Source organism: Romboutsia timonensis (genome assembly GCF_900106845.1).
In the GTDB taxonomy this organism is placed as follows: Bacteria; Bacillota; Clostridia; order Peptostreptococcales; family Peptostreptococcaceae; genus Romboutsia; species Romboutsia timonensis.
This window is the reverse complement of record NZ_LT629850.1, coordinates 14,933-33,331: the sequence shown is the minus strand read 5'-3', so window position 1 is coordinate 33,331 and position 18,399 is coordinate 14,933. Positions and strand designations below refer to the sequence as shown.

Here is an 18,399-nt window from a genome sequence, read left to right as displayed (position 1 = left end):
TATGTATATGATGAGTATTATGACTGTTATATTTGTCCTAATAATAAAATTTTAAAATATTCAACTACCAATAGAGATGGGTATAGAGAGTATAAATCTAATCCAAGTGATTGCAAATCTTGTGAACACTTAAATATTTGCACTAATAGTAAAAATAAACAAAAGTTAGTTACAAGGCATATATGGCAAAATTATTTAGAAGAAGCTGATCATCTTAGACATAAGCCATATGTAAAAAAAGTTTACAGTAAACGTAAAGAAACAATTGAACGAGTTTTTGCAGATGCAAAAGAGAAACATGGTATGAGATATACAAAATTAAGAGGCTTGTCGAAAATTGAGATGGAGGTGAGTCTTATTTTCTCATGCATGAATCTAAAAAAATTAGCTAATTGGATGTGGAAAGATACATCCAATAATCTAAGGCTCACGCCTATTTTTAGTATATTATCACTAAAAATCTTTATAAAAAAGAAAATAGCCACTTTATATAAGTTAAAATGGCTATTTTGTCTACAATCTGAAATATTTAAGTAATAAAAGACCACTTTTATGTGGTCTTTTATTACTTAAATATTTCTTTATATTCTGGTTTTAATATATGATCTATTTTATTAACATTTATTATAAATTCAGGTATACCAGCTGCATAAGGAGCTATATCATATAAATCGAAATATACTACTATATTATCATCTTGTATATAAAATTTTTGTTTATCTTCTATACTTTTAAATTCATACACTCCCTTATTCTGTTCATCTAACTTTATTAATTCCTCTATTTGATTTCTTATTTCTTCATTTATAATATTTTTATAGTCTGACCCTTCTTTAAATAAATTATCTATCGTTAAAAAATTTCCATTTCTTATATCTATATTGTATGCTACATTCTCGTAATATCCATGAGCTCCACCTGCATACTTATAATATTTTATCAATATACTTAATATATTATCGCTATTTTTCTTTACATCAAAATCAACATTAGCAACAAATTTATTTTCTACTTCAGGGAGTGCATCGTTATATTCTTTTGCTTGCTTTTGTGAATCATTAAAAAACTTCATTATACTATTTGTTATTTCATCGTTTATATTTTTTGATATATCTTTATTATCAATCATTATTATAGGTATATTAATAATACTATTTATATACTTATTATTCTTAGTTATTGTTTGGGTATCTATATTAGCAATTATACTGCTAGTTTGTATCATCTTTATTTTATTTTTAAATATAGTAAAAGGAATTTTAAATTCATATGCTAAATCTTCTTTACTTGATTTGTATGGATTAAAATAAATATTTATTCCTTCATCTATTATTTCATAATTTGTATATTTATTAATTTTTATTTTATTTTTATCAACCTTCAATTTATTATCTTTTATATAATCTATTATATAATCATAAATCACATCTTCATAATCTTCATTATCCTTTAATAAATTATTTAAGAAAATTCTTTGACCTGTATTTAAGTCAAAAACATAGCTATCTTTTTCTTGCTTAAATTTATTGTCTTTATATCTTATTTCTTTATATATTACAATATTTAATAAACTTTTATTTTCAAAAACTATATGATAATTTATATTAACATTAGTTTTAGAATTATTTTTATAAAGCTGAGATTCTTGCCTCTCATGATTTATTGAATCATTTATATTTCTTCTAATATACGAATTTATATATCTTTCAACTTCTTCATTTGAATAATGTATCTCTGGCATTCTTGCACTTATTACTAAGTTTTTTTCATCGATTTTAATTTTTTCTTCGGTTACCTTTACTAGTTTAAATCCTTGATATAAATTCGTTTGTAATCCATCTTTTATATTAAATATATCAAATATGCTAAATATTGTAAGTATCATTATAGCTAATAATATGTACTTATATTTTAAGAAGTTTTCTAGTCTCTTCATGTCGTGATTTTCCTCCTAAATATAATTCCTTTTATTTTATATTTAGATTTTTTGTATTTTTTATCCCCATAAAATATAAAAATACTCTATTATTAATTTTCAAATTTAAAATTTCTATATAAAAATAAAAAAACTTAAGAATGTATCTTAAGTTCAGAGCGTAGACAAAGTCTACGCTCTTTTATTTTTGTCAATACTCTTTATGAGGTGATAAATATGTTAACTATAAGAAAAGAAAATTTTAGAGATGATGAAATAAATGTTATATTAGATGGATTGGTTCCTGAAAACCATTTAGTAAGAAAAATAGAAAATGCAATAGATTTTAGTTTTATTTATGATAAAGTAAAAGATTTATACTCTCCGTTAGGAGCTCCAAGTATAGATCCTGTTGTTTTAATAAAAATAGTTTTAATTCAATATTTATTTGGCATACCTTCAATGAGGCAAACAATTAGAGAAATAGAAGTAAATGTAGCGTATAGATGGTTTTTAGGTTACTCATTAACTGAAAAAATTCCTCATTTCTCAACTTTTAATAAAAACTATGAAAGACGATTTAAAAATACAGATTTATTTGAATCAATATTTAAAGAAATTTTAGCGAGAGCTACAAAATGTGGATTTGTAGATTCTTCTAATATCTATATAGATTCAACACATATAAAAGCTAGTGCTAATAAGAAAAAATATACTAAAGTAGAGGTAGATATTCAAGCTAAGCATTATCAAGAAAAACTAGAAAAAGAGATAAATGAAGATAGATTAAAACATGGAAAAAGTCCATTATGTGAAGTGAAAAATGAAGAGGTAAAAAAAAAGGAAAAAATAGAGAGTAATACAGATAAGGATAGTGGCATGTTCTTCAAAAATGAAAAAGAAAAATGCTTCGCATATCTAGCGCATACAGCTTGTGATAACAATAATTTCATATTAGATTTTCATATTACATCTGGTAACATACATGATAGCGTAGCTTTTTCCGATTTATATCAAAAGATAAAAAATAATAGTAAACAACATACAACAGCGATAGCTATAGATGCTGGATATATAACTCCTTATATTTGTAAAACTATTTTAGATGATGGTATAATTCCTGCTATTCCATATAAAAGACCTATGACTAAAAAAGGATTTTTTAAGAAATATGAATATGTATATGATGAGTATTATGACTGTTATATTTGTCCTAATAATAAAATTTTAAAATATTCAACTACCAATAGAGATGGGTATAGAGAGTATAAATCTAATCCAAGTGATTGCAAATCTTGTGAACACTTAAATATTTGCACTAATAGTAAAAATAAACAAAAGTTAGTTACAAGGCATATATGGCAAAATTATTTAGAAGAAGCTGATCATCTTAGACATAAGCCATATGTAAAAAAAGTTTACAGTAAACGTAAAGAAACAATTGAACGAGTTTTTGCAGATGCAAAAGAGAAACATGGTATGAGATATACAAAATTAAGAGGCTTGTCGAAAATTGAGATGGAGGTGAGTCTTATTTTCTCATGCATGAATCTAAAAAAATTAGCTAATTGGATGTGGAAAGATACATCCAATAATCTAAGGCTCACGCCTATTTTTAGTATATTATCACTAAAAATCTTTATAAAAAAGAAAATAGCCATTTTATATAAGTTAAAAATGGCTATTTTGTCTACAATCTGAACTTAAGAATGTATCTTAAGTTTTTTATTTTAACTATTTTTTTATAAGTTTTACTATTGTTTCAACGTGTGGAGTATTTGGGAACATATCCATACATTTTACTTTTTCTAATTCATATCCGTATTTTTTAAATTCAACTAAATCAAGAACTAAAGTCTTAGGGTTACAAGATATATAAACTATTTCCTTCGCACCAAAGTTAGATATATCTCTTACTGCATCCTTATGAACTCCTGGTCTTGGTGGATCTACTATTATTAAGTCTGGCTTATCTTTTAAATTTTTAACAGTTTTTGCAACATCTCCTGCAACAAACTCACAGTTAGTTAATCCATTTAATTTAGCATTTTGATTTGCAGCAACTACAGCTTCTTCTATTATTTCTATTCCATATACCTTCTTCGCTGCTTTAGCCATAACTTGACCTATAGTTCCCGTTCCACTATATAAGTCAAATACAACCTTATCATTGTGGTCTCCTACAAACTCTCTAGCTATAGTATATAATTCTTCTGCTCCTTTAGTGTTAGTTTGGAAGAATGAGAATGGAGAAACTCTAAATCTTAAGCCTAAAACTTCTTCATGAATATAATCTCTTCCATGTAATACTCTTAATTCATCACAGTTTACAGCATCTGCTAATCCATCATTTATTGTGTGTAATATACTTACTAATTCAGCTTCTGTATCTAAATTTAATAACATATCTTTATATTCATTCATATTAAAATCAACTTGAGAAGATGTTACTATATTTACCATAAGTTCATTAGCATTTATACCTTTTCTAACTACAAGGTTTCTTAAGTACCCTTTATGATTTACTGTTCTGTAGTAAGGAAGTTGTTTTTCATTAAAGAATTCTACTGTTGAAGTTAAAACTTTTATAAAGTCTTGATCAACTAAGAAACAACCATCAACTGTCATTATATCTATATGCCTTCCTTTTTTATGAAGACCTAATGTTAATGGTCCATCTTTCATTTCATCTCCGAAAGTATACTCCATTTTATTTCTATATAATCTATTTTGAGGACTTCCTTGTATTCCTAAGAATTTAAAACCAAATAAATCTTGTTGTAAGAATAAATCCATAACTTGTCTTTCTTTGATTTCTAATTGCTTTTCATAAGGAACAGATAATATCGTACATCCTCCACATTCGTTAAAATGCTTACAAGGAGTTTCTGTTTCTATCGGAGAGTTTTCTAATAACTCTAACATCTTAACATCTGCTTTTCCACTTTTTGTTCTTTTTACAGCAGCTTTAACCTTTTGTCCAGTTATTCCACCTTTCATATGTATGTCTCTGTTTCCATACCTACTTACAGATGTTCCTCCAAACTCCATTTTATCTACTTCAAACTCTATAACGTCTCTTCTTTTCACTAATGCTACCTCCGCTAGTTGTTTATATTATCAAATTATCTTTCTTCTATTAACTTAACTTCTTCTTCAGTTAATTCTCTATACTCTCCTAATTTTAAGCTTTCATCTAATTTTAATTTACCCATAGAAAGCCTTTTTAAGTATACTACTTTTTTGCCTACACTCTCAAACATTCTTTTTACTTGGTGGAATTTACCTTCATGAATTGTAAGTTCTATTTCTGACATATCATCACTTTTTAAAATTTTCAATTGTGATGGCATAGTTTCATATCCATCATCAAGAATTACACCTTTTTCAAATGCAAGTATATCTTCTTCAGTTACTTTTCCTTGTATTTTCGCATAATAAGTTTTTGGTACATGCTTTTTAGGAGATAGTACTCTGTGAGCAAGTTGTCCATCATTTGTAAGCACTAGTAATCCTTCTGTATCTTTATCTAGTCTACCTACTGGAAATGGTTCAAACACTAAATATGACTGGTCTATTAAATCTAATACTATTGGATCATATTTATCAAATGTAGCTGATATATATCCATCTGGTTTATTTAACATTATATAGACAAATTCTCTATATACTATTTTTTCTCCATTAAATCTAACATCATCATTTTCAGAGTCAACTTGTACTCCTGGATTATTTATAACTTTTCCATTTACAGATATTAAACCTTGTTTACAATATTTCTTTAATTCCGCTCTACTAGCTACCCCTACGTTAGAAAGTAATTTATCTACACGCATTTTTTTTCCCATTAAAAATGTTCTCCATTCTCATAGTATTTTTCTTTTTCAAAAACTGTAAATGCTAAATCCATACTTTCTATGTTTAAATTTTCTCTTATATTATCTGTTATTATTTTTGCAACTGTATCTTGTACTTCTTGACCTCTATCAAACCAAGCTACCTCTACAAAAGGATATACATCGGCTATTTTTCCATCTCTTATAGCTACAGATTTTATACATTCTATTTCAAAATAGTCTCTTGGGCATTTTACTGCATCTACCAATTCATCTATCATTTTTTCACTTATTTCACATATTTGATTTTCATTTATTCCTCTTATCTTTATTTGTGGCATAATATATTTCCTTTCTATAATAAAAAATTTATCATTCATTCTTATTTAAGTATTATTATACTTTTAATTTCAAGTTATTACAATTTACTATGTACTTTTTTTCCATAAACGTTATAATATTAATTGATGGGTAAATTTTAGAATTTAGTAAGTAGTAAATAAAATCAAAGCTATAACAAAATTTCAAATTCAACTTAATTATGGAGGTTTTAACTATGTTAGTTTCTGCAAAAGAAATGTTAAATAAAGCTAGAGAAGGTAAATATGCAGTTGGTCAATTCAATATAAATAACTTAGAATGGACTAAAGCTATATTATTAACTGCACAAGAAAACAATTCACCTGTTATATTAGGTGTTTCTGAAGGCGCTGGTAAATATATGGGGGGATACAAAACTATAGTTGGTATGGTTAATGGAATGTTAGAAGAGTTAAACATAACTGTTCCTGTTGCATTACACTTAGATCACGGTAGTTATGAAGGAGCTTTAAAAGTAATAGAAGCAGGATTCTCTTCTGTTATGTTTGATGGTTCTCACTACTCTATAGAAGAAAATGTAGCTAAAACTAAAGAAATAGTTGAGATAGCTCATTCTAAAGGAATATCTGTAGAAGCAGAAGTTGGTTCTATAGGTGGAGAAGAAGATGGTGTTGTTGGTTCAGGTGAAGTTGCAGATCCAGCTGAATGTAAGTTAATATCTGACTTAGGTGTTGATATGTTAGCTGCTGGTATAGGTAACATACATGGACAATATCCAGAAAATTGGGCAGGATTAAACTTTGATGCTTTAGAAGCTATAAACAATGCTACAGGAGATATGCCATTAGTTTTACATGGGGGAACTGGTATACCTGCAGAAATGATACAAAAAGCTATCTCTTTAGGTGTATCTAAGATAAATGTTAATACTGAGTGCCAATTAGCATTTGCTGCTGCTACTCGTAAATACATAGAAGAAGGAAAAGACTTACAAGGTAAAGGATTTGATCCTCGTAAAGTTTTAGCTCCAGGATTTGAAGCTATAAAAGCTACTGTTAAAGAAAAAATGGAATTATTCGGATCTATAAATAAAGCTTAATTTTATAGAGTAATTCTTTCTTTATAAATTTAAAATTTACATAAAAAAGAGTATAGTCTAATGATTAATCATTAGATTATACTCTTTTTATTTTATTAACTATAAAATTTTGATGCTCCTGTTAATTGTCTTTTACCTATTAACTTAGATAAATTAGTAAGAGATGCTATTTTTATATCCTTAAAACTTACAAGAAATACAAATTTAAAGTCTGTAAATGTTTCATCAATATTATATACCTCAAAATAACATCTTACATTATCTAATAAATACTTATCTTGTATTTCCTCTTCAATTTCATCTGTAGCATCTTTTAAGTACGCTCTTACATCTTCAAATAAAACATCAAAATAAGACTCATCTATATCCTGCCCTATCTCTTCTTTTATTTCATCTATATCTTCCATATTAAATAAATCTCTAGATAACTGACAATCATAAACCATTATATTTTCTTGATTTATTGTTTCTGAAATATCTTGTATATATTCAAAATCAGGGCGCAATCTTAAAATATTTTTAACATCACTACTATTTATTTTAATTTTTCCTTTTTTATTTTCTAAATTTAGTTCTATCATTCGATTGCCTCCCACTTCTCCCAATAATAGTACTAATTGTACTCCTGTATAAATCCGTGTATATCTATCCAATTATTAACTCTTACTATATTTTCATGTTCTATCTCTTTATTATAATTAGTATCTATTAGCAATACTTTCATACCTTCATTCGCAAGCTGCATTGCATTTGATGGATTATCTTCTATAAATATATGACACTCTAATTCTTTTGCTTTTTGTATTTTATAATCACTACCTAATAAGTATACATCGATCTCTTCAAATCCATTTTCATTTAGCCAATTTTTAGTTATATCTGTTAATTTAGCATCTCTAGCTGTTACAAAATATAAATTATGATTTTTCTTTAGTTCATCTATAATATTTTTAGCATCATCAACTACCTTTGCTTCTCCATATGAATGCATATATTTTTCATGAAATTCACTTATCATAGTATTCATATCTACACCATATAAAACTTCCCAATTATGAGTATTACATTCTTCTTCTGTTATATTTTTATTATATAATTCATTTAAATATGGAATAAAATGATATGGACTAGTTATAGTTCCATCTATGTCTATGCATATATTTAATTTAATCATATTTGTCCTCCCTAATACCCATCATCATGTTGATTTAACACATTATATCATATGTTAAATTATAAATCAAAAATTTACTTTTATTATATATTAAACAGCATACACATTGATTAAGATCAATTTATATACTATTTATATAATACTTTTCTTATACTAAAAAAATGTATACTTAGTATAGGAATATAGTACCAAGTATACATATATATTATTGTTCGTCTATAATTTGATTTAAATCTGTCAATCTATCTTTAAAATTAGCTATATAGTTATCTGATAAATTAAGATACTCTGTTATTTTACCTATATATTTAGGATTTTTAGTATTTATAAGAGTAATTGCAGACTCCATCGCTTTCTCTCTTAATTCATATGCTGTTTTTACATCATTTCTAGCATCAATTAACATTTTAGTATATTCATCATTTGATAATTGTGGTATATCCATAGTTGTGTATATCGATATAACTTCTGTACACATATCTGATGCATATTCTAAGTCTTGTTTAACTTTATCTAATTTTTTTATGTTTTCAACTATATTTTTAGTGTAAGGTATACATTCTCTCATAGGAATAAGCGCTTTAAGCTCTATTTCATAAATTTCCTTCTTAAATTCATATATAAGCTCTTTATCGCTTTTTTTAGAATCAAAATTTACTACTTCTTTATTATCATTTTCCTTATTTTCTGACACTATATTATTGCTATCATTTTTAGCATTCACTTTAATTTCTTCTAGTTTTGCTATCTCAGAAGTATCTTGTACAGGCTTATTCTCATTTATAATTTTTTCTTCTGTATATTCTTTTCCAAAAGAATAGTTTTGATAATACATTGCTTCCTTTATTTTATTTAATCCACTAATGTATATATTAGTTATTACTATTGTAGTAACTAATGTAATATACATACTTGCGTATATAAATGATCTCTTTATATTATTATAATTTTTAAATAATACTATCAAAGGTATAAAATATAAAAATAAGAATACTACTATCCATCTCATACATTTAAGTCTCCTTCTTCAATTAGGACAATCTTCCTAATTTTTGTATTTTAATATTTTATTTGATAGTATTTACAAATTATTGGTTTATTAATCCATTATTTTTATTAAATTAAAATCTGTATAATCACAAGAAGCTAAGATATACTCCACTCCATTTCTAACCCCTTTTAAACCCATTTTAAATGATTCTTTACCATGTAAATGACCATATATTACTTTTTCTACACCATATTCTTCGTACAAATTAGTAAATAAAGATTCTTCTAATTTATCATTTGTAGGTGGATAATGGGTTATAACTATAAATTTAGAATATCCCTTTTTCTTTGCAGCTTGAAGTGATAGCCTAATTCTATTTTCTTCTCTCTTATATATTTTCTCATCATTGTCATCAAATTTAAAATCATTAGGACAAATCCATCCTCTACCACCACATATAGCATACCCTCCGTACTCATAGAAATTTGTTTGTAAAAATTTCATATTATCATATAATTTATTTAAATTAGTTACTGTTGTCCACCAATAATCATGATTTCCTTTTATAAAAATTTTATTTCCACAAAGATTACTTATAATATCTAAATCTGGTTTAGCTTCAGTTAGATTAATTCCCCATGAAGTATCTCCTAAGACTAAAACTACATCGTCTTCTTTAACATTATCTTTCCAGCTACTAATTATTTTTTCTTCATGTTTTTCCCATTTATCTCCAAATATATTCATTGGCTTTTCTACTAATGTTGAAAAATGTAAATCACCTATTGCATATAAACTCATCTAATCTGTCCTTTCTAGTACTACGTTTCAAATTATGTAACTATATATTTTAATATTTCCAAAAAAGACAGTTATCCTACATTGGATAACTGCCTAATCATCAACTTTATTTTTATATTCTTGTAATAAGGAATCTATTTCCTTTTTTAATTGCAATATTTCAGTTATATCTCTTTCATTGTCTATTTTATCTAATCTTCTTTGATATTTTATGGCCTTATGCGTTTCACCTACATTATATAATTCTTGAATTTTATCTAAAACATCTCTTAATGTAACAGACTTTACTTGGTACATAACTTGAGCTTTCATTATATCTTCTCTAATTTCACTCATTTCTTGATCTAATAAAAATGCCGCATCTGCTGCTCTCCTTAATCTAACCGCAAGTGTTTCCGGTATATAATGTTCATACTTGTATTTCAAAGAATGTTCTATTGTTGCCCAAAAGTTCATAGCAAGTGTTCTTATCTGTATCTCACATAAAATTTCCTTAGAACCTGCTATTGAATGTATAGGATATTTTATTATTACATGATAACTTCTATATCCACTGTCTTTAAAATTCTTAATATAATCTTTTTCATAAACTATACTCATATCACTTCTAGACTTAATTAAATTCACGATATTATATATGTCTTCAACAAACTGACACATTATTCTTATACCAGCTATATCTTCCATTTCTGCTTCAATATCTTGTATATTTAATCGTTTAGCCTTTGATACAATAGACGCTATTTTTTTAGTTCTTCCTGTTACAAATTCTATTGGAGAATATTCTCCTTTTGTTAAAAATTCTTTTCTTATATTTTTAAACTTTACTTTTAGTTCTTCAACCGCATTATTATAAGGCGCTAATACTTCATCCCATTTTTCGTATTCCATATCATCCACCCTTTATCTCATTTTTCCATACATATCTATTTTAACATAATTTACTTATTTTTGGTATAATAAAGCAACTCACCATCTTTTAATATATAATTAACTTCACCTAAATCTATTAAGTAACTTATTAAAGAAATTAAAGATGATTTAAAGAAATGATATTCTTTATAATTATGACTTAAATTGTTATTTACTATAATGTGCTTTAATATATTTTCTATAGTAATTGGGTTATTTAAATATGTCCTAACCTGATTCATATACTTATCGATAGCTGTTTTATGTTTATCTATTATCTTATAACTTTCATCTTTTGATATAAACTTTTTACTATGAGCTATTACCATATATTCAAAATCTATATTTTCTATTCGCTCTAATGATTTTATTTGCTCTTCTATATCAAATAAAAATAAAAAATCATACTTTGAAAGCATCTCTTCTCCTACTAATAAGTCTCCTACAAATAATACTTTATCATCTGTTAAAACACCTATACTTCCTGGAGTATGCCCCTTAAAATTAAAAACTTCAAACTTTTTATTATTTATATTTAATATTCCTTCAGTTATAACAGTATCTATACATATCTCTTTTGGCGATCTATTCTTAAGTTTCTCATCCATGAATATGTTACTTTTCCCACCCATTATATATTTCGAAAATAATTCTAATTTTTCTATATATAATTTTGCCTCTTCTGATGATAATATCTCTACATCCTTATAATACTCTTTAAATTGACTACAAGCCCCGAAATGATCATTATGCTCATGAGTATTTATTATATATTTTAACTCTATATTTCTTTCATTTAATATTTTTATTATTTTATTTGGTCTTGCTCCACTTAATCCAGGATCAATAATCAATGCTGAATTATCATCAAATAAATATAATCCTGTATTAGTTCCTCCTCTTATATAAAAAGTATTACCCGATATATTTATTAAGTTCATTAAATCACCTTTTTATAATAGTATTTTTTTCAATCTATTAATCGCACGATTTCTAACATTCTTATCTTTAGATACCCTTACTTTTATATTGTACGCAGTATCTTCTTTTAATAAGCTTTCTATAAAGTACTCAACTATTCCTCTATCTTTAAAATCTATATCTATGATTCCTTTAGAGTATATATTCGAATCTAATATCATTAAGTTATCTGCAAACTCTAATCTTTCACTTTTTTCTAAATATCTTTCTTGTGGTATAAAGGTTTCGCAATACTCAATTTTATAATTTACCACTTTGTCACTAATATCAAACCCATATTTTGATTTTATTAAATCCCTATATTCTCTATTTCTTTGAGTAACATTACTTAAATTTTTATTATAATCTTCTTTTTTCCAATGACCAAACAACCTACAGTTTAATGGTCTTACTTCATATATCATACATCTATTATCTTTATCTTTAAATGGGCATGGTTTTTTATCTATATATTCTAAGAAATAATAATCTATAATTTTATCTAAACACATCTTTTTTAGTTCTGGCTTATTCTCTAAATAATTATATATATTTATAAATTCAATTAAATTTGTACCAACAGATTCCATACAGCAATTTCCACATCCACTACAATCTCCACTTGGTAAACTTTTATAAATATTATTTAATTTATCAAATAGTCTATTTTCATTTGCATAATTTATACAATTTACTACATGATTCTTTTTTATACTAGTCATTATTATTACTCCTTGTTATAATTATTAGGTTAATACAAACAATTATTATAACATATATTTTTAGAATATTTATAGGAGGTATTTTATGAATAGATATACAAAAATAATAAATATGATGGATAGTTATTATACTAAGGATTATGAAAAAACTAAAAAGAACATAACTAAAGTTAGAGAAGTTAGAGAAGAAACAGTTAGGAAATTCTTCTTACAAGGAGATTGCGAAGTTTTAGTTGTATTCGAAGAAACAGGAAGAGAAATACTTATAGATGATTTTTCTTCTGATGAAGATATAAGAAAGTATCTTGGGCCTAAATTTATAAATAAAAAAAGATAATATTTTTATGTAATTAATGTATAAATTTAGATTCTGAGTTAATAATATTAATGTAAAATTAAATATTTAACTCAATCTCCCCCAATTTTGAGTCTCTGTTTCCCCCAACAGAGGCTCTTTTTATATTAATTTTAAAAAATATAATGTATAATACTGTCTTATAATGTACTTAAAAGAGGTGATTACATGCTAAATATAGGAAAGTTATGCTTAGATACTGACTTTAATTTTAGAGTTATAAGAGAAGAAGATAATGACATAGATTTATTCATAGATATAAACTATCGTAGTCTAGATATCGATACTAATGGAGATAGTTTTTTTAATTCTAGAATACAATTTCCTTATGTTAGATCATTAATACTTAGAATAAATAAAGAAAGTAATATAATGACTGTTCATTTAATGAGGGATATAGATTTATTTTCTGCTTTTGCTAACTTTGAAGTTAATTATGATAACTGTATAATAAATATAAAAAATGACTTTGAAAAAGTTAAAATCTTTAAATCTTAATTAAAGTCTAACTAAAAAATAAGGGGGCCTTAATAGGCCCCTTTATTAACTATGTTATTTATAATTTAATTATATTAAATTTTATCTATTAATCTAGTATAATTTTCAGAATTTTATGCATTTTGTTTAGCTATTTTTTTTTCCTCTTTCTTTATTGGAGACTTAGCTTTATATATATCTTTATATATTTGAACTAATTCACTTACTAATGGTAATCTTGGGTTAGCTGGAGTACATTGGTCATCAAATGCATCTAAAGCTAATCTCTCTATAGCTGCAAAATAAGTTTCTTCTTCTATACCGCATGCTTGTACAGTCATTGGCATATTTAATTCTTTCATTAAGTTTCTTACAGCTTCAACTAAGCTCTTAACACCTTCTTCTGTAGTATTAGCCTTTAATCCTAAAGCCTTTGCTATTTCAGCATATTTCTTATCTGCTACGAATGACTTATATTTAGGGAATGCAGCAAACTTACTTGGCATAGTAGCATTATATTCTATTACATGAGGTAATAATATTGCATTAGCTCTACCATGTGGTATATGGAATTCTGATCCTAATTTATGAGCTAATGAGTGGTTAACACCTAAGAATGCATTTGCAAATGCCATACCTGCTATACAAGAAGCATTATGCATTTTTTCTCTTGCTTCTTTTCCTTCAGCTGTATTAGCTCCTTTATATGATTTTGGTAAATATTCAAATACCATTTGTATAGCCTTCATAGCTAAAGCATCTGTATAATCAGTTGCCATTATAGAAACATAAGCTTCTATAGCATGAGTTAATACATCTAGTCCTGTATCTGCAGTAACAGCTGCTGGTACAGACATTACAAATGTAGGGTCTATTATAGCTACATCTGGAGTTAATTCATAATCAGCTAAAGGATATTTTATGTTATTTACCTTATCAGTTATAACTGCGAAAGATGTAACCTCTGATCCTGTACCTGAAGTAGTTGGTATAGCTACCATCTTAGCTTGTCTTCCTAATTTAGGGAATTTATATATTCTCTTTCTTATATCCATAAACTTAAGTCTTAAATCATCGAAATCTGCATCTTTATTTTCATAGAATAACCACATACCTTTAGCAGCATCCATTGCAGATCCTCCACCTAAAGCTATTATAGTATCTGGTTTGAATTTTCTCATTGCTTCAGCACCATTTAATACTGTATCTACAGATGGATCTGGTTCTACGTCAGCAAATATGTCTATCATAACTGGATTTCTTCTTTTTCTTAAGTGGTACTCTAATTTTTCAACGTATCCTAATTGAACCATCATTCTATCAGTAACTATCATTACTCTTTCAACATTAGGTAATTTTTCTAAGTATTGTACTGAACCAACTTCATGATATATTCTTTCAGGTACTTTAAACCATTGCATATTTACTCTCCTCTTAGTAACCTTTTTAACATTTATTAAATTAACTGCTGATACATTGTCTGTAGTAGAGTTATTACCCATAGATCCACATCCTAAAGTTAATGATGGCGTATTTACGTTATATATATCTCCTATAGCACCATGAGTAGAAGGTGCATTTACTAATAATCTTCCCGTTCTTACTTTTTTACTAAATTCTAATATTATATCATCGTTGTTTGAATGTATAACAGCTGAATGTCCTAATCCTCCGAACTCAGTCATATCTACACATCTTTGTATTCCTTCTTTAGCATCTTTTACTTTTATACATGCAAGTACTGGACTTAATTTTTCTTTAGATAATGGATAATCTATTCCTACTCCACCTATTTCAGCTACTAACATTTTAGCATCTTTAGGAACCTCAAAACCTGCCATTTGAGCTATTTTATATGGTGTTTGTCCAACTATATTAGGATTTAAAGATTTTGTTTCTGGATTTATTACTGTTTTTTCTAATAATTCTTTTTCTTTTCCATCAACAAAGTAGCAATTATAAGCCTTCATTAATCCTACTACTTCATCATATATGCATTCTTCTACTATAACAGCTTGCTCTGATGCACATATCATTCCATTATCGAAAGTTTTAGATAATATTAAATCGTTTACTGCTTGCTTTATATCTGCTGATTTTTCTATAAAGCATGGTACGTTACCTGCTCCAACCCCTAAAGCTGGTTTTCCTGAAGAATAAGCTGATTTAACCATTCCTGGTCCACCTGTTGCTAATATTAAAGCTACTCCATTATGTTTCATAAGTGCGCTTGATGCTTCTAAAGATGGTGTTTCTATCCATTGGATACAATTTTCTGGTGCTCCAGCTTCTATAGCTGCATCTCTTAATATTCTTGCAGCTTCTGCTGAACATTTTTGAGCTGATGGATGGAAACTAAATATTATTGGATTTCTTCCTTTTATTGATATTAATGCTTTAAACATAGTAGTTGAAGTTGGATTAGTTACTGGAGTAACACCTGCTACAACTCCTATTGGCTCTGCAACCATCATATATCCTTCTTCATCGTTTTCTTCAATTACACCAACTGTTTTTGTGTACTTTATACTATTGTATATGTATTCTGTTGCGAATATATTTTTTGTAACCTTATCTTCAAATACCCCTCTATTTGTTTCTTCTACTGCCATCTTAGCTAACTCTATATGCTTTTCTAGACCTGCTTTAGCCATTGCAGCAACTATTTTATCAACTGCTTCTTGGTCTAACTTTAACATTTCATCTTTTGCTTTGTTAGCTTTTGTAACTAAATCATTAATCATATTATCTACACTAAATTCTGTCTTTACATTCTTACTCATCGATATTTTCCCCCTTGAAGTAATTTTTTATAAAAAACTATGTTAGTTAATTAACAAACTTGATATACTTAGATAATATCCTATCCGCTTAAATCTGTCAACATTTTTTCTTTTTCAAAACAAAAGAAAACGTTTCTATTTTATTTTTATATATTTTAATTATATTTATAGTATGTTTTAACACTAAAAAAGGCATAGTTAAATTTTAAACAACCATCCCTTTTTTATATTTTTTACACTAATATATGTATTCTCGTAGTTTTAAATCTTTTTATAAAGTTATAATACATAATAAGCCTATTATATAAAACAATAAGTTAATTTTATTTAAAATTTATAACTACTGTCTTATATCCAATCCCCTTTAATATATTTTGTATACTGACAATTGTATTTTTCTGTATCTCTTCCATAAATCCTTCACTTATAATTTTTTCTTCATATTCTTTTTTACAATTACTTATATCCTCTAATATCTCTTGTATATCTAACTTATTAAATATTGAGTTTTTTACATCATAAACATATATGTTTTCATCATCTATGTAATGGTCTAAAATTTGACATGTTTTAATTTCTATTATTATCTCATCTCCAGTATTGCTTACTATCTCTATATCTTCTGGTTTTACACCTCCATTTATTACTCCGTTATACTTTACAATAAATGATTTTTCTGTAAAAGGTATTTTTATATTACTAATACTTTTATCCTTTTTTATTTCTACGATATTGCTGTAATTATATTTTACAGTACTTATATCTAGCACTTGAGTTAAAGTATTTATTACTTTTATATTATCTTTATATATACTTTCTTTTTTGTATCTATTAGATATAAAATATGTTCCAATTATTAATAACGCTAAAAACATCAATGTTATAAGTGCTTTATTAATTTTTTTTCGTTTTTGTAACACATAAATTCCTCCTTTTGGTATAATGTTTTTGTTATTAATAAATATAATTATGGTATAAACTAAAATATGATAATTAAATTTGCTATTAAATATTTATAGTACTATTTTAATTATATTTTGAAAGGAGATATAAAATGAGTTTATTAGTTTTCGGACATAAGAATCCAGATACAGATTCTATATGTTCTTCAATCGCTTTATCGTATTTAAAAAATCAATTAGGTTTTGAAGCTAAGCCTTACGCTTTAGGAGAGGTTAGAAAAGAAGCTCAATTCGCACTAGATTACTTTAAAGTTAGTGCACCTGAATTATTAACAGATGTAAAAGGTAAAGATGTTATATTAGTTGACCATAACGAACTTGCTCAAACTGCTGATGGTATAGAAGAAGCTAATATAGTTGAAATTGTAGACCACCATAAAGTTGAAATAAGTACTGAAGTACCTATATCTATAAGAGTTATGCCTGTTGGATGTACTTGTACTATAGTATATCAAATGTATAAAGAAAATAATGTTGAAGTTCCTTGCGAAATAGCTGGTTTATTATTATCTGCTATATTATCAGATACATTATTATTCAAATCACCTACTACTACTGAAATGGACAAGTTAGCTTGTGAAGAGTTAAGTAAAATAGCTAATGTTGACATGGAAAGCTATGCTATGGAAATGTTCAAAGCTGGTACATCTTTAGATGAATATAGTATTGAAGAAATAGTTAATATGGACTTTAAAGAGTTTGATATGAGCGGAAAAAGAGTTGGTATAGGACAAGTATTCACTTTAGATATAGATTCTATATTTGCTAAAAAAGATGAGTTCTTATCACATATAAACTCAACTGATTATGATATGTTAGTACTTGCAATAACTGACATAATAAAAGAAGGTTCTTATTTAATATACAAAGCTGAAGATAAAATAATAGCTGAAGCATTTAGTGTAGATGCATCTCAAGGTGTATTTGCAGAAGGTGTTGTTTCTAGAAAGAAACAATTAGTTCCAAACTTAACTACAGCAATTAAAAATATATAGTAAAAAAGGAAGGTAATTACCTTCCTTTTTTTGTATAATCTTCATTTAATCTCTTAACCAAATTATTAGTGTAGGTTAAATTTTTAGGTTTAAAAT

19 protein-coding genes are annotated in these 18,399 nt (G+C 26.4%); 6 read left to right on the top strand and 13 right to left on the bottom strand.

Annotated elements, in window-relative coordinates:
- A partial coding sequence (locus BN7997_RS15730) for a transposase (RefSeq protein WP_195906794.1) occupies positions 1-537 on the top strand: 537 nt, incomplete at its 5' end.
- A gap of 28 nt (positions 538-565) precedes the next feature.
- On the opposite strand, the gene BN7997_RS02815 is transcribed toward BN7997_RS15730, so the two are convergent.
- Positions 566-1,936 (bottom strand): DUF3298 domain-containing protein, encoded by a 1,371-nt coding sequence (locus BN7997_RS02815; RefSeq protein WP_071119373.1) that lies wholly within the window; start codon positions 1,934-1,936, stop codon positions 566-568.
- Positions 1,937-2,152: 216 nt separating this feature from the next.
- Here BN7997_RS02815 and BN7997_RS02810 point away from each other — a divergent pair, with 216 nt between their 5' ends.
- On the top strand, positions 2,153-3,616 hold the full coding sequence (locus BN7997_RS02810) for an IS1182 family transposase (RefSeq protein ID WP_071119372.1): 1,464 nt from the start codon (positions 2,153-2,155) through the stop codon (positions 3,614-3,616).
- A 33-nt stretch (positions 3,617-3,649) separates the two neighbouring features.
- Here BN7997_RS02810 and rlmD read toward each other — a convergent pair whose 3' ends face one another.
- The 3 genes from rlmD to BN7997_RS02795 are packed head-to-tail and all read right to left on the bottom strand — an operon-like array spanning position 3,650 to position 6,092.
- Positions 3,650-5,005, bottom strand: coding sequence for a 23S rRNA (uracil(1939)-C(5))-methyltransferase RlmD (gene rlmD, locus BN7997_RS02805; protein ID WP_071119371.1), 1,356 nt, complete (start codon positions 5,003-5,005; stop codon positions 3,650-3,652).
- Between the two features lie 35 nt (positions 5,006-5,040).
- Positions 5,041-5,763, bottom strand: a complete 723-nt coding sequence (locus tag BN7997_RS02800; protein WP_143023152.1) for a pseudouridine synthase — start codon at positions 5,761-5,763, stop codon at positions 5,041-5,043.
- Positions 5,763-6,092: a DUF1904 domain-containing protein gene (locus tag BN7997_RS02795; RefSeq protein ID WP_071119370.1), complete on the bottom strand. Its 330-nt coding sequence runs from the start codon at positions 6,090-6,092 to the stop codon at positions 5,763-5,765. Before BN7997_RS02795 ends, BN7997_RS02800 begins: the two co-directional genes overlap by 1 nt.
- Before the next feature lie 215 nt (positions 6,093-6,307).
- Here BN7997_RS02795 and fba point away from each other — a divergent pair, with 215 nt between their 5' ends.
- Positions 6,308-7,171: a class II fructose-1,6-bisphosphate aldolase gene (gene fba, locus BN7997_RS02790; protein WP_071119369.1), complete on the top strand. Its 864-nt coding sequence runs from the start codon at positions 6,308-6,310 to the stop codon at positions 7,169-7,171.
- A gap of 95 nt (positions 7,172-7,266) precedes the next feature.
- Here fba and BN7997_RS02785 read toward each other — a convergent pair whose 3' ends face one another.
- The 7 genes from BN7997_RS02785 to BN7997_RS02755 form a co-directional block, all read right to left on the bottom strand.
- Positions 7,267-7,752: a hypothetical protein gene (locus BN7997_RS02785; protein WP_071119368.1), complete on the bottom strand. Its 486-nt coding sequence runs from the start codon at positions 7,750-7,752 to the stop codon at positions 7,267-7,269.
- Positions 7,753-7,784: 32 nt separating this feature from the next.
- Positions 7,785-8,345: a 5' nucleotidase, NT5C type gene (locus BN7997_RS02780; RefSeq protein WP_071119367.1), complete on the bottom strand. Its 561-nt coding sequence runs from the start codon at positions 8,343-8,345 to the stop codon at positions 7,785-7,787.
- 205 nt (positions 8,346-8,550) lie between these two features.
- On the bottom strand, positions 8,551-9,354 hold the full coding sequence (locus tag BN7997_RS02775) for a hypothetical protein (protein WP_071119366.1): 804 nt from the start codon (positions 9,352-9,354) through the stop codon (positions 8,551-8,553).
- 90 nt (positions 9,355-9,444) lie between these two features.
- The gene (locus tag BN7997_RS02770; RefSeq protein ID WP_071119365.1) at positions 9,445-10,137 is read right to left on the bottom strand and encodes a metallophosphoesterase; all 693 of its coding nucleotides are present in this window, start codon (positions 10,135-10,137) and stop codon (positions 9,445-9,447) included.
- A 93-nt stretch (positions 10,138-10,230) separates the two neighbouring features.
- A complete protein-coding gene (locus tag BN7997_RS02765) occupies positions 10,231-11,028 on the bottom strand; it encodes a GTP diphosphokinase (protein WP_071119364.1) in 798 nt (265 codons plus the stop codon).
- A 50-nt stretch (positions 11,029-11,078) separates the two neighbouring features.
- Positions 11,079-11,990, bottom strand: a complete 912-nt coding sequence (locus tag BN7997_RS02760; protein ID WP_071119363.1) for an MBL fold metallo-hydrolase — start codon at positions 11,988-11,990, stop codon at positions 11,079-11,081.
- A 12-nt stretch (positions 11,991-12,002) separates the two neighbouring features.
- Positions 12,003-12,731: a YkgJ family cysteine cluster protein gene (locus BN7997_RS02755; RefSeq protein ID WP_071119362.1), complete on the bottom strand. Its 729-nt coding sequence runs from the start codon at positions 12,729-12,731 to the stop codon at positions 12,003-12,005.
- An 85-nt stretch (positions 12,732-12,816) separates the two neighbouring features.
- Between BN7997_RS02755 and BN7997_RS02750 the strand changes: the two genes are divergently transcribed.
- Both BN7997_RS02750 and BN7997_RS02745 read left to right on the top strand, forming a co-directional pair.
- Positions 12,817-13,068, top strand: coding sequence for a hypothetical protein (locus BN7997_RS02750; protein ID WP_071119361.1), 252 nt, complete (start codon positions 12,817-12,819; stop codon positions 13,066-13,068).
- A gap of 186 nt (positions 13,069-13,254) precedes the next feature.
- Positions 13,255-13,584 carry a hypothetical protein gene (locus tag BN7997_RS02745; RefSeq protein ID WP_071119360.1) on the top strand — a complete coding sequence of 110 codons (330 nt, stop codon included), beginning with the start codon at positions 13,255-13,257 and terminating at the stop codon, positions 13,582-13,584.
- Positions 13,585-13,697: 113 nt separating this feature from the next.
- Here the strand turns inward: BN7997_RS02745 and adhE are convergent, their stop codons facing one another.
- Both adhE and BN7997_RS02735 read right to left on the bottom strand, forming a co-directional pair.
- Entirely contained in the window at positions 13,698-16,346 is a 2,649-nt protein-coding gene (gene adhE, locus BN7997_RS02740) for a bifunctional acetaldehyde-CoA/alcohol dehydrogenase (protein ID WP_071119359.1), read from the bottom strand.
- 323 nt (positions 16,347-16,669) lie between these two features.
- Positions 16,670-17,266, bottom strand: a complete 597-nt coding sequence (locus BN7997_RS02735; RefSeq protein ID WP_071119358.1) for a DUF4230 domain-containing protein — start codon at positions 17,264-17,266, stop codon at positions 16,670-16,672.
- A 134-nt stretch (positions 17,267-17,400) separates the two neighbouring features.
- Between BN7997_RS02735 and BN7997_RS02730 the strand changes: the two genes are divergently transcribed.
- Positions 17,401-18,303 (top strand): manganese-dependent inorganic pyrophosphatase, encoded by a 903-nt coding sequence (locus BN7997_RS02730; protein WP_071119357.1) that lies wholly within the window; start codon positions 17,401-17,403, stop codon positions 18,301-18,303.
- Positions 18,304-18,399 lie beyond the last annotated feature (96 nt).